Genomic DNA, 12,351 nt, shown 5'->3' with positions numbered 1-12,351 from the left:
AACTAAATAAATTTTTTATCTCAAATAATCAATATAAAATTGTTCATTCACACATGGATAAGATGTCTGGTTTAGTTCTCCGTGAAGCCAAACGGGCTGGTATACCTATCCGCATTTCCCATAGCCATAATACTAGTAGCGAGGGAGGGATCGCTTCGAAAGTATATAAGTGGTATGCTGGGAATTTTATCCTTAAAAATACAACAAATTTTATTGCATGCTCCAATTACGCTGCCAAGTGGCTTTTTAAGAAAAAATCACACTCTACTAAAATTTTAAAAAATGGAATTGAATGTGATCAATTTGTATTTTCTCAAAAAGTTAGAGAAGAGATAAGAAGCGAATTAAAGTTAGATAAAAATGTATTTATTGTAGGGCATGTAGGTAGATTTGCTCATCAGAAAAATCATACATACCTTATTGATATCTTTTCCGAATTTAACAAGGTGAACCAGAATTCCATATTAATATTAGTTGGAGATGGGCCGTTACGTTTAGAGATGGAGAAACAGGTTGAGTGTTTAAATTTAAAGGATAAGGTAAAGTTTATTGGGATTCGAAGTGATATACAGCGTTTACTACAAGCTTTTGACGTATTTGTATTTCCTTCTTTACATGAAGGTTTACCTGTCTCATTAATTGAAGCCCAGGGATCCGGATTACCATGCCTAATATCTGATAATATATCTCGAGAAGTTGATTTAGGTAGTAATTTAGTTGATTTTATTCCATTATCAGATAAAAGTTTGTGGATAGAAAAAATCAAGAGAATTTCATCTACGCAGTTGGGTAGAAAAAATATTACAAGTGCAATTGCAAAACAAGGGTATGACATAAGGGAAACTACAAGCAATATTGAAGACTTTTACTTAAGTATATCGGGGTGAATAAAATGAAATTATTGACTGTATTTACTCCGACTTATAATCGAGCATATTGCCTCAATGTATGTTATCAAAGCCTTCTTCGTCAAACGTGTAAAGATTTTGTTTGGTTAATAATTGATGATGGATCAATTGATAATACGAGGGAGTTAGTAAACAGCTGGATTGAGGAGAACAAGATTGAGATTAAATATCATTGGCAAAAAAACCAGGGTATGCATGGAGCTCATAATACAGCATATGAACTCATTGAAACTGAATTAAATGTGTGTATTGACTCTGATGACTACATGCCTGAGAAAGCCATTGAAAAAATTACTGACTTTTGGAAAATGTACGGTAGTAACAAAGTGAGTGGAATAGTTGGTCTAGACTCCTATACCGACCAAACAATAATAGGAACGAAATTACCTGGAAATCTTCAAAGCTCTACATTGTTTGATTTATATAGCAAACATGGTGTTTCGGGTGATAAAAAGCTTGTCTATCGAACCGAATTAACAAAGCAGTATCCATACCCCTTATTTGAAAACGAAAAATACGTAGGATTGGCCTACAAATACTATATGCTCGATAAGCAATATGAATTGCTATTATTAAACGAAGTGCTTTGCTGCGTTGAGTATCTTCCTGATGGTTCTTCGTTAAATATGTTTAATCAGTATCGTAAGAATCCACGAGGCTTTGCTTTCTACCGTAAAGAGCTAATGAAGTTACCATTTACTAGTTTCTCTTTTAAGTTTAGGCAGGCAATACATTATGTTTCGAGTAGTTTACTGATTAAGAATTGGAAATTTTTAAGCGAGACACCAATCAAGGTCCTTACATTTTTGGCCATTCCATTTGGCATTTTATTATATTTTTATATTAATGCAAAAACAAGTCAGCCTAAAGCACTAAAAACTATTTTTAAATAAGAGTTACGGAAGGGAAAATATTTATGACTATTCTATGGATCAATCTTGCCATAGTTTTTATTTTGTCATTTTTTTCAAGATACTTTGCTGTTGCTTCACCAGGAATGTATTCAACAGTTCCAATAAAACCAAATAAACTCCTAGCATTTGGCGTTATGCTATCACTTGTTTTGATATCAGGTCTTCGGTCAAATATTGGTGATACCTTTTTTTATAAGCATATTTATGAAATGAATGACTTTTCTTGGGAATATATTCAATCTCAGAAAGATATGGGATTTGGGGTTTTACAAAGGATTCTAAAAAGTTATTCTGATGATCCTCAGATTTTGATTTTAACTTCTGCCATTATTACAAATATCCTTATTGTTATTGTTCTGTATAAGTACTCGAGAATGTTTGAACTAAGTACGTATGTTTATATTGCAGGTGGATTATTTTTAATATCCATGAATGGAATGAGACAATGTTTGGCTGCAGCGATTGTATTCGCCGCAACAAAGTTTTTGATTGACGGTAGCTGGATGAAATACCTCCTAGTAGTTCTTTTCGCTTCCACGTTTCATGAGAGTGCGCTAGTCCTAATACCAATTTATTTTCTTGTTCGTTATAAAGCGTGGTCCAGAGCTACTTTTATCCTTTTATTATTCTCAGTTATCATTGTTATTGGTTTTGATAAATTTTCCGCCGTTTTATTTTCGGCAATCAAAGACACCGAGTATGGGCATTACCAGAATTTCAATGAAGGGGGAGCAAGCATCATGAGAGTCATGGTGAATGGGGCTCCTTTAATAATAGCGTACTTTGGAAGAGAAAAACTGCGGAGAATTTTTCCTGAGAGTGATTTTATTGTAAATATGTCAATCGTTGGATTTGTCTTCATGATTGTTTCAACCCAAAATTGGATATTTGCCCGATTTTCAATTTATTTTAGTTTATATCAACTAATCCTAATTTCTTGGGTTATAAAGCTTTTCGAGGAGAAAGATCAAAGGGTTATCTACTATGTCCTTTTGATTTGTTATTTCCTTTATTATTACTACGAAAGTGTTATATCTTTGAACATTATTTATAAAAGCGACTATCTTCAATAGGAGCTTTGTATATGGAGGTGATTCATTAATGGAAAAATGGCCAAAGAGAATTTTGCATATCGTTAGCTCAATGGAACGCGGAGGAGCAGAGACGTTAATCATGAATATTTATAGGAATCTTGATAGATCAAAAGTCCAATTTGACTTTATATCACATTCCAATAAACAAGGTGATTTTGAAGAGGAAATTATGAAGCTAGGAGGAAGGGTTTTTAAAATTCCTAGCTTAGGGCAGATTGGTCCATATTCATATATAAAAGAATTAGTAAAAATTATGTCGGCTAATTCTTTTATTGCCGTTCATTCTCATACAGACTTTCAAAGTGGATTTCCAGCTTTAGCTGCTAAAATTAGTGGGATAAGAAAAAGAATCTGTCATTCCCATAGTACCAATTGGCATAAAGGAGATCGATATTCGGAAAAACTGATGTTAAAAATCCTTAAATCAATCATTAGATTTTCTGCAACACATTATTGTAGTTGTAGCAAAGAAGCAGCAGAGTTTCTTTTTGGAGAAAATATGCTAAATGATGGGAAAGTGAGTATTCTCAAAAATGGTATTGATGTCACCAAATTTTCTAGTCTAAAAACAAACTTTAAAAAAAGTGTTTTCGATGAGTTGAGACTTCCGGGAAATGCTAGGGTTTTAGGGCATGTTGGGCGGTTTTCAGATTCAAAGAATCATATTTTTATCCTGAAAATCTTAAAGAAATTAGTAGAGGAAGACAATTGTTTTGTGGCCCTATTAATAGGTGAAGGTCCACTAAAAGAAAGTATAGAAAAAGAAGCACAAAGGCTAGGAATTCTAAAAAACATAAGGCTTTTAGGAGTAAGAGAAGATATCCCAAGATTAATGAAAGCTTTTGATGTATTTCTATTTCCTTCACAATTTGAAGGGTTTGGTATTGTAGCGTTAGAGGCCCAATGTGCGGGAACGCCATGTGTTATCTCCAATACAGTACCAAAAACAACCGATATGGGATTAGGTTTAACATCCTATGTCAGTCTCGATAAAGGCTTAGATATTTGGTGCTCTGAAGTGAAAAAGGCCTTAAATAAGGAGAGACCAGACAATAGGCTAATTAATGAAGAAATATCCAAACGTGGCTACAATATTCAAGATAACGTCAATGATTGGATTTATTTATATGGCGTTAGTTGATTGAGGCGAATCGTGTGATGTCCGGATTTAAAGGCATCATAATATATTAATTTTAGCGAGGAATATAGCATGAAAAAGAAAATATTGATCACATCTTTTGACTTGGCTATAGGTGGTGTTGAAAGAAGTCTAATTGGATTACTAAATCATATTGATTACAGCCAATACGAAGTAGACTTAATGTTATTTAAACATGAAGGAGAATTTCTCCCATTCTTACCAGCTGGTCCCAAGTTATTACCAGAACTTCCTCTGTATACAACCTTCAGAATGCCAATCGCTCAAATAGCAAAAGAAGGGCATTATCCAGTAGCGTTTTCGAGAATTATCGCAAAATATATCGGTTCCATACACGGGAAATTGAAAAGTATTGATGAACCAGGCTACCTTGTTATTCAATATGGTTGGGAAATGGCTAATCCCTATCTTCCAAAATTAAATAAAGAATATGATGTGGCCATAGGTTTTCTATGGCCACATCATTTTGTAGCTGAAAAGGTAAATGCAAAAAAAAGGATAGGATGGATTCATACCGATTATTCTAATATCCATTTAAACCGAAAACTAGAAACAAAGATGTGGAATAAATTAGACAATATCGTTGCTGTATCGGAAGAATGTTCGAATACATTCCTTAATCTCTTTCCAGACCAAAAACAAAAGACAATGGTTATAGAAAATATTTTGTCTCCTGAATTTATTAGGAAACAAGCGGATGAAAACAATCCTGAAGAAATAAAAAAGACTCCTGGAAAAATAATTCTTTTAACAGTTGGGCGCCTTACACATGCAAAAGGGTTAGATCATGCAATAAAGGCATGTAAAGAATTATTAAAAGCTGGGTACGATGTTATGTGGTATGTGGTTGGATATGGTCCCCTAGAAGCTGATTTAAGGGAACTCATTAGTCAATTAGACCTAACAGAAAGGTTCTTGCTGATAGGTAAAAAAACAAATCCATATCCGTATATTAAAGCATGTGATATTTATGTACAGCCATCAAGATATGAAGGTAAGGCTGTGACGATTAGAGAAGCACAAATATTAGGAAAACCGGTCGTCATCACGAATTTTCCAACTGCAAAAAGCCAAGCAACTCACGGAGTTGATGCTTTAATTACTACACAAGATGTCAATGGTATTGTAAATGGAATTGAAAGTCTAATAAATGATGATAACCTTCGAAATAAGCTTATTTCAAATGCTCTTTCAAAGGATTATGGAAACGAAAATGAAATTGAAAAATTATATAACCTAATAGGTTAGAAATAAAATAGGGGAGGTACACTTGTAGATGGCAATACTTGTTACAGGCGGAGCTGGCTACATAGGCAGCCACACATGTGTCGAATTGTTAAATGCTGGTCATGAAATTGTCGTCTTGGATAATTTTATTAATAGTAATCCAGAATCCCTGAACAGAATAAGCGAAATTACAGGTTGTATGTTTAAAACATATTCTATTGATTTACTGGATAAAGAGAAGGTAGACCAAGTTTTCGAGGAAAACGATATCGAAGCTGTTATCCACTTTGCTGGCCTAAAAGCGGTTGGTGAATCACTTAGTATTCCGCTTCATTATTATCATAATAACATTACAGGGACGGTTGTTCTTTGTGAAGTAATGAAAAGACATAATGTTAAAAAGTTGGTTTTCAGTTCATCGGCAACCGTTTATGGAATACCAAAGCAGTGTCCTATTTCAGAAGAATTCCCGCTAAGTGCATTGAATCCATATGGTCGAACAAAATTAATGATTGAAGAAATCCTACGTGACCTTTATGTATCAGATAATGCTTGGAGTATTGCTCTTTTGAGATATTTTAATCCAATTGGTGCACATAAGAGTGGTCTTATTGGGGAAGATCCTAATGGTATCCCTAATAATCTTATGCCTTATATTACACAAGTTGCAGTAGGGAAACTAAAGGAACTAAGTGTATTTGGAAATCAATATCCAACCAAAGATGGAACTGGTATCCGAGATTATATTCACGTGGTAGACTTGGCTGTTGGACACTTAAGAGCACTTGACAAGGTTTCAAATTCTACAGGAATTGATGCATTTAATCTTGGAACTGGTAAGGGTTATAGCGTTTTAGAAATGGTAGAGGCTTTTGAAAAAGCATCTTTGAAAAAGGTACATTATAAGATTGTAGATGAAAGGCATGGTGATGCAGCAGTTAGTTATGCAGATCCATTAAAAGCAAAACAAGAGCTTGGATGGGTGGCTGAGAAAAGTATTGAAGAAATGTGTGAGGATTCATGGAAATGGCAGATGAAAAACCCAAACGGATATAAAAATAGAATAGTAGATGAGGAAAATCTCCACAAAGTAAATAGTGGTGATTTTTTTATATTAAATTAATTCTTGTGAGGTAGAGAAATGGAAGAATCTAAATTATTAACTGAACAGAAATTCCAACAAATATTATTTAAAACAATTTCTAGTGCCCAGGAAAATGAAAAGATTAGAGTAACAGAATTAATAGAGGAAATTAAACAACAAATTATTTCATTAAGAAGTGAGATGTAAGCTTTAGAATTATTGTAGGGGATGGGATGAATTGAAGCGATTGTTTGATCTCACAGTTTCATTAGTTTTGTTAGTAGTTTTCTCCCCCATCTTTATCATTATTGCTTTGATGGTAAAGGTAAAGTTAGGATCTCCAGTTCTATTTAGACAGCAGCGTCCTGGATTATTTGGAAAACCTTTTTACTTATATAAACTGAGATCCATGACAAATGAAAAAGATCAAAAAGGCCAATTACTACCAGACTATGAAAGACTGACTCCATTTGGTCAGTTTCTAAGAAAATATAGTTTAGATGAATTTCCTCAGTTAATTAATGTCATTAAGGGTGATATTAGTATAGTTGGACCTAGGCCGTTGTTAATGGATTATCTTCCATTATATAGTAAAAGGCAATCAAAAAGGCATAATGTTAAACCTGGCATAACCGGTTGGGCCCAAGTAAATGGACGGAATGCAATATCGTGGGAAGAGAAATTTGAATTGGATGTTTGGTATGTAAACAATCGTTCCTTTTTCCTTGATATGAAAATCCTATATTTAACAGTCTTCAAAGTAGCGGCTTCCGAAGGAATAAATCAACCAGGAAACGCTACAATGGAAAGCTTTAAGGGGTCGAATTCTACTGTTGGAGGGGGACATGGATGAAAATTGTAGTGATTGGACGTGGAGGTCACAGTAAAGTAATCGCTGATATGATTTTATCAGACCAAGAAAATGACATTGTCGGATATTTAGATGACAAATACGATAATGTAGGCCTTTTTGAAAATATTTATTGCGGTCCAATTTCATCTGCTACACAACTGGTTGAACATTTTTATGATTTAAAATTTGTCATTGCGATCGGCGATAATAAGGTTCGACAATCAATCGTTCAGAAACTAAATCTTCCTGATGAGACTTATCTTTCTGTAATTCATAAATCTGCTGTTATTAGTCTTAGTGCCAAGATTGATATTGGCACAGTTGTCATGCCTCATACGGTAATAAATGCTGATACACGAATTGGTGTTCATTCTATAATAAACACCGGCTCAGTGATCGAGCACGATTGTATAATAGGTGATTATTCACATATTTGTCCAGGAACCACATTAACAGGAACTGTCCAAATAGGTGAAGGCGGCTATATTGGCGCGGGGGCAACAATCATCCCGAACATTAAGGTTGGTGACTGGGCGATTGTTGGTGCCGGGGCAACGGTCATAACGGATATTCCCGCACATTGTACAGCAGTTGGTATTCCTGCCAAGATAAAAAAAGTTGATCCAATGAGAGTAGAGGTGAATTAATTGATAAATATAACAAATAAAAAAAGAATTTTCCTTTCATCACCACATATGAGTGGAAATGAGCAAGATTATATTAAGGAAGCCTTTGAAACCAATTGGATTGCTCCACTCGGACCCAATGTTGATGCCTTTGAAAATGAAATAGCCGAATATGTAGGAGCCAATGAAGCTGTTGCGGTTTGTTCAGGAACTGCAGCAATTCATTTGGCTCTTTCTTTATTAAATGTAAAAAAGGGTGACAATGTTTTTTGTTCCAGCCTCACCTTTATTGCCAGTGCAAATCCGATTATTTATCAGGGCGCCAATCCAGTATTTATTGACTCCGAGCCTGAAACGTGGAATATGTCACCGGATGCATTAGAAAGTGCATTTAAAGATGCATCAATTGAAGGAAATCTACCAAAAGCAGTCATCGTTGTGAACCTGTATGGGCAAAGTGCAAAAATGGATGAGATATCTTTCATTTGCAATTATTACAATGTTCCAATCATTGAAGATGCAGCGGAATCCCTTGGTTCTACTTATAAAGGAAAAGCAAGCGGTACATTTGGGCAGTTTGGAATTTATTCATTTAATGGTAACAAGATTATCACAACCTCAGGTGGGGGCATGCTTATTTCAAACGATATAGCAGCGTTAAAAAAGGCTCGCTTTTTGGCCACTCAAGCCCGGGATCCAGCACCACATTATCAGCATAGCAATATTGGATTTAATTATAGGATGAGCAATATCCTTGCAGGGGTTGGAAGAGCCCAATTAGGGATTTTAAATGAACGTGTGCAAGCAAGAAGAAATGTTTTTAATCGATATTATCAAGAATTAGCTCATCAACCAGGCTTTTACTTCATGCCTGAACTAGAAAATACTTTTTCCAATCGTTGGCTGACAGCTCTCACAATAAATGAAGAAGAAGCAGGTGTTTCTGTTGGGGCTTTGTTAAAAGCCTTAACAGAAGAGAATATTGAAGCTCGACCTGTTTGGAAACCACTTCATCTGCAGCCGATTTTCGAGGGTGTTAAATATTATCCACACAGCGAAAACATGGATATTTCTGAAGGATTTTTTAAAAATGGAATATGTTTACCATCTGGGTCCAATATGACTGAAGATGACCAAATGAGAATTATTAATTGTATTAAAGATACTGTAACTATAGGGAATGGAAGAAAGACATTTGTTTAATCGCAAGAAAATTTTAGAATTCAAAAACGGGGTATTTGCCAATGATTGGAAGAAATATATATGAAATTCGAATGAAAAAGGGCTTTACCTTATCAGACCTTGCAGAACGTGCTGGTATTTCAAAGTCCTACCTAAGTAATATTGAGCGAAACTTAAACCAGAATCCCTCGATTCAAGTGATACGAAAGATTGCCCATGTTTTGGATGTTGATCTAAAGTTACTTATTAAAACAGGTTCAATCGAAGAAGAACATCAAATACTAGATAAAGAGTGGATTGATTTAGCAAATGAATTTAAACAATCGGGAATTGAAAAACATCAAATTCAAGATTTTAAACAATTAATTGAATTTATTAAGTGGCAGAATCAAAATACGGATTTAAAAAAGTAATCAATTTCAAACTCTCTGGATCTGGCCGACTTCACCATTTCCTTTCCATTTAAAAATTATGAAGGTAGGCGGATGCAAATTGAATCAAAAGGTAAGTGTGGTTGTTCCGATATATAAAGTTGAAAAATATCTTTCAAGATGTATAGAAAGTATATTGGATCAAACATATACAAATTTAGAGGTAATCCTTGTGAATGATGGTTCACCAGATAGTTGTGGAACCATTGCAGAAAGCTATGCAATATCTGATATGAGGGTCAAAGTTTTCCATAAGGAAAACGGAGGATTATCTGATGCAAGGAATTATGGATTGAGATATATAACCGGAGGGTTTACTCTTTTTGTTGATAGTGATGACTGGTTAGATAAAAAAATGATCGAGCTGCTTGTCCATGCAAGTTATAACTATAAAGCTGATATTGTTCAATCCGCTTTTTATTATGCTTATAATGATTATCTTCTGTATGATAGCAGGGTTTATAAAAAGGGAAATCTCCCTGAAATATTAGATAATAAAGGACTCATGAAAGAGCTTGTGATTAACGACAAGGTTAAGAATTTTGCTTGGGGTAAACTATATAAAACTTCATTAATTAAGGACATCCCATTTAAAAAAGGAGTTTTATTTGAAGATGTCTTCTGGGCACACAATGTTATGAAGCGAGTGAACAAATTTGTAGCCCTAAATGATCCTACGTATTACTACTACCAGCGGGAGGATAGTATCGTCGCTACATATACCCCAAAAAGTCTTGATATTATTAAGGGATTAATAGAGAGACATCACTTTATTGAAAAAAATTATAAACATTTGACTGATGATTCCTATAAGGTAATTTTAAAAACAAATCTCATTCATTATAATCTTTTGTTTAGGAACAGAAAGAATGATAAAGGAGGAGCTTATAGAAGGGAAATACAGAGTTATATTAAGAAAAACTATCCAAAGTTAAAAAAAGCTGTTGACGACGATACGAATTTAAAAAGACAGCTAATCTTATTTCGCATTCATCCTTATTTAAATTTTTGTTTATTAGGGATTCAAAAACTATTCAGAAAGATAAACATTTTTCCTCAACCTACTGGGTTAGAAAAAATTGACCTTTAATAAGATATTTAAAGGGATCTAGCAGCATCTTCTGCACTAAAAGGAAGGTGTTTTTATTTATATGGGGGAGATTTAAATTGATAAAAAAGTACTTAGCTTTATCGATCATTTATTTATTTAACATGCTACTTCCCATTAAGAAAAATAAAATATTTTTATTTAGCTATTATGGGAGTCAATTTGGATGTAGTCCAAAATATATTACCGAATATATTCTTAAAACATATCCAATGGATAAGTATGATTTAGTATGGGCATTCAATAATCTTAATGACAAGGAGCATTTGAGTGGAATTCGAAAAGTAAAGGTTATGTCATTAAGGTATTTTTATGAATTGTGTACATCAAAAATTGTGATTACCAACTTTAGAACTACCGATTTGTTTGTAAAACGAAAGAATCAGTATTATATCCAAACATGGCATAGCTCATTACGTTTGAAACAAATCGAAAAGGATACAGAAGAAACTCTTCAACAAAACTATATAGAAATGGCTAAAAGAGATTCATTAAAATGTGATCTTTTATTGTCTGGATGCGAATATAGTACAAAAATTTTTAAAAGGGCATTTTGGTATGAAGGAGAAATTCTTGAATGTGGAACTCCTGCTAATGACTTATTATTTTCTAATGATATGGATTTTAAGAATACTGTTTATAAAAGGTTGAAAATTTCAACAGATTATAAGCTAGTATTATATGCGCCAACTTTTAGAAAGGAAAGTAATATTTCCGTATATAACCTAGATTTTAATGGGATTTTGAGTTCATTGAAACAAAAATTTGGAGGAAAGTGGAAGTTGCTGTTGCGATTACATCCACACCTATCAACTGAATCACAAAAGTTCAATAATTCTGGCGATTTTCTTAATGTTACCTTATACGATGATGTTCAAGAATTAATTCGTGTTTCAGATGTATTAGTTACAGATTATTCATCTGTTATGTTTAGTTTTCTTTTAACAAAGAAACCGTGTTTTCTTTATATGCCAGACTTAGATAATTACTTAAAAAATGATAGGAAATTGTATTTTGATATAGACGAGTTACCGTTTGCAAGTGCAGTAACATGTTTTGAATTATTAAAAAACATTACTGACTTTAATGAAGAAGATTATAAGAGTAGAGTTTTGACAATGTTGAATAAAATAAACTCTTTTGAAGATGGAAATGCAAGTAAAAGGTTAATGTATAAAATTGATAAGGCAATAGGATAAAAAGGAGAATTATATATGGCTCAGTATAAATTAGGATATACAACAGGGGTGTTTGACCTATTCCATGTAGGTCATTTAAATATACTAAAAAGATCAAAGGAACTGTGTGACCATCTTATTGTTGGTGTTAGTACCGATGAATTAGTTCAAGCCTATAAAAATAAAACCCCGGTTATTCCTTTAGAAAATAGAATAAAAATAGTTGAGTCAATAAAATATGTAGATGAAGTTATTGTCCAAACTACTATGAACAAACTTGACGCATGGGAACAACTTAAATTTGAAGTAATGTTTCATGGAGATGATTGGAAAAATACTCGTATGTGGAAAGAATATGAGGAAAGATTTAAAAGAGTAGGAGTCGATCTGGTTTATTTTCCTTACACAAAAGAAACTTCAACAACAATTTTAAAACAAAAAATTTTTATTTAGATACATCTCTGTATTAAATCTATTTAAACAGGAGAATATGAAATGAAAAAAAGCTTGTTATTTGTCATAGACTCATTAGTTGCTGCTGGGGCAGAAAAAAGTCTAGTAACATTATTATCTATGTTAGATTACTC

The 12,351-nt window shown here is 33.5% G+C and carries 14 protein-coding genes; all 14 read left to right on the top strand.

What is annotated here, in order from left to right; all coding sequences use genetic code 11:
• The coding region (locus tag V7137_RS25440; protein ID WP_335700660.1) for a glycosyltransferase at window positions 1-887 on the top strand (887 nt) is incomplete at its 5' end.
• Window positions 888-892: 5 nt separating this feature from the next.
• On the top strand, window positions 893-1,801 hold the full coding sequence (locus tag V7137_RS25435; RefSeq protein WP_335700659.1) for a glycosyltransferase family 2 protein: 909 nt from the start codon (window positions 893-895) through the stop codon (window positions 1,799-1,801).
• 23 nt (window positions 1,802-1,824) lie between these two features.
• On the top strand, window positions 1,825-2,895 hold the full coding sequence (locus tag V7137_RS25430) for an EpsG family protein (protein WP_335700658.1): 1,071 nt from the start codon (window positions 1,825-1,827) through the stop codon (window positions 2,893-2,895).
• Window positions 2,896-2,923: 28 nt separating this feature from the next.
• Entirely contained in the window at window positions 2,924-4,057 is a 1,134-nt protein-coding gene (locus tag V7137_RS25425) for a glycosyltransferase family 1 protein (RefSeq protein WP_335700657.1), read from the top strand.
• Between the two features lie 69 nt (window positions 4,058-4,126).
• The gene (locus tag V7137_RS25420; protein WP_335700656.1) at window positions 4,127-5,323 is read left to right on the top strand and encodes a glycosyltransferase; all 1,197 of its coding nucleotides are present in this window, start codon (window positions 4,127-4,129) and stop codon (window positions 5,321-5,323) included.
• Between the two features lie 28 nt (window positions 5,324-5,351).
• Window positions 5,352-6,425 carry a UDP-glucose 4-epimerase GalE gene (gene galE, locus V7137_RS25415; RefSeq protein WP_335700655.1) on the top strand — a complete coding sequence of 358 codons (1,074 nt, stop codon included), beginning with the start codon at window positions 5,352-5,354 and terminating at the stop codon, window positions 6,423-6,425.
• Between the two features lie 18 nt (window positions 6,426-6,443).
• A complete protein-coding gene (locus tag V7137_RS25410) occupies window positions 6,444-6,593 on the top strand; it encodes a hypothetical protein (RefSeq protein WP_335700654.1) in 150 nt (49 codons plus the stop codon).
• A 31-nt stretch (window positions 6,594-6,624) separates the two neighbouring features.
• Window positions 6,625-7,239 (top strand): sugar transferase, encoded by a 615-nt coding sequence (locus tag V7137_RS25405; protein WP_335700653.1) that lies wholly within the window; start codon window positions 6,625-6,627, stop codon window positions 7,237-7,239.
• On the top strand, window positions 7,236-7,886 hold the full coding sequence (locus V7137_RS25400) for an acetyltransferase (protein ID WP_335700652.1): 651 nt from the start codon (window positions 7,236-7,238) through the stop codon (window positions 7,884-7,886). Before V7137_RS25405 ends, V7137_RS25400 begins: the two co-directional genes overlap by 4 nt.
• A gap of 48 nt (window positions 7,887-7,934) precedes the next feature.
• A complete protein-coding gene (locus tag V7137_RS25395; RefSeq protein WP_335700663.1) occupies window positions 7,935-9,068 on the top strand; it encodes a DegT/DnrJ/EryC1/StrS family aminotransferase in 1,134 nt (377 codons plus the stop codon).
• Window positions 9,069-9,109: 41 nt separating this feature from the next.
• Complete coding sequence (locus V7137_RS25390) at window positions 9,110-9,460, top strand: helix-turn-helix domain-containing protein (protein WP_335700651.1); 351 nt, start codon at window positions 9,110-9,112, stop codon at window positions 9,458-9,460.
• A gap of 79 nt (window positions 9,461-9,539) precedes the next feature.
• Window positions 9,540-10,568 carry a glycosyltransferase family 2 protein gene (locus V7137_RS25385; RefSeq protein WP_335700650.1) on the top strand — a complete coding sequence of 343 codons (1,029 nt, stop codon included), beginning with the start codon at window positions 9,540-9,542 and terminating at the stop codon, window positions 10,566-10,568.
• A 77-nt stretch (window positions 10,569-10,645) separates the two neighbouring features.
• Window positions 10,646-11,785, top strand: a complete 1,140-nt coding sequence (locus V7137_RS25380; RefSeq protein WP_335700649.1) for a CDP-glycerol glycerophosphotransferase family protein — start codon at window positions 10,646-10,648, stop codon at window positions 11,783-11,785.
• Window positions 11,786-11,800: 15 nt separating this feature from the next.
• A complete protein-coding gene (locus tag V7137_RS25375; RefSeq protein ID WP_335700648.1) occupies window positions 11,801-12,217 on the top strand; it encodes an adenylyltransferase/cytidyltransferase family protein in 417 nt (138 codons plus the stop codon).
• Window positions 12,218-12,351: the final 134 nt, after the last annotated feature.

Source organism: Neobacillus drentensis, from assembly GCF_036962765.1.
Lineage (GTDB): Bacteria > Bacillota > Bacilli > Bacillales > Cytobacillaceae > Neobacillus > Neobacillus drentensis_C.
This window is presented reverse-complemented; position numbering and strand designations above follow the sequence as displayed.

What these genes read in the sequence shown, in the direction of transcription:
- V7137_RS25435 (WP_335700659.1), top strand. Translation starts at nt 893, where the DNA reads ATGAAATTATTGACTGTATTTACTCCGACTTATAATCGAGCATATTGC.
- V7137_RS25430 (WP_335700658.1), top strand. Translation starts at nt 1,825, where the DNA reads ATGACTATTCTATGGATCAATCTTGCCATAGTTTTTATTTTGTCATTT.
- V7137_RS25425 (WP_335700657.1), top strand. Translation starts at nt 2,924, where the DNA reads ATGGAAAAATGGCCAAAGAGAATTTTGCATATCGTTAGCTCAATGGAA.
- V7137_RS25420 (WP_335700656.1), top strand. Translation starts at nt 4,127, where the DNA reads ATGAAAAAGAAAATATTGATCACATCTTTTGACTTGGCTATAGGTGGT.
- galE (WP_335700655.1), top strand. Translation starts at nt 5,352, where the DNA reads ATGGCAATACTTGTTACAGGCGGAGCTGGCTACATAGGCAGCCACACA.
- V7137_RS25410 (WP_335700654.1), top strand. Translation starts at nt 6,444, where the DNA reads ATGGAAGAATCTAAATTATTAACTGAACAGAAATTCCAACAAATATTA.
- V7137_RS25400 (WP_335700652.1), top strand. Translation starts at nt 7,236, where the DNA reads ATGAAAATTGTAGTGATTGGACGTGGAGGTCACAGTAAAGTAATCGCT.
- V7137_RS25395 (WP_335700663.1), top strand. Translation starts at nt 7,935, where the DNA reads ATGAGTGGAAATGAGCAAGATTATATTAAGGAAGCCTTTGAAACCAAT.
- V7137_RS25390 (WP_335700651.1), top strand. Translation starts at nt 9,110, where the DNA reads ATGATTGGAAGAAATATATATGAAATTCGAATGAAAAAGGGCTTTACC.
- V7137_RS25375 (WP_335700648.1), top strand. Translation starts at nt 11,801, where the DNA reads ATGGCTCAGTATAAATTAGGATATACAACAGGGGTGTTTGACCTATTC.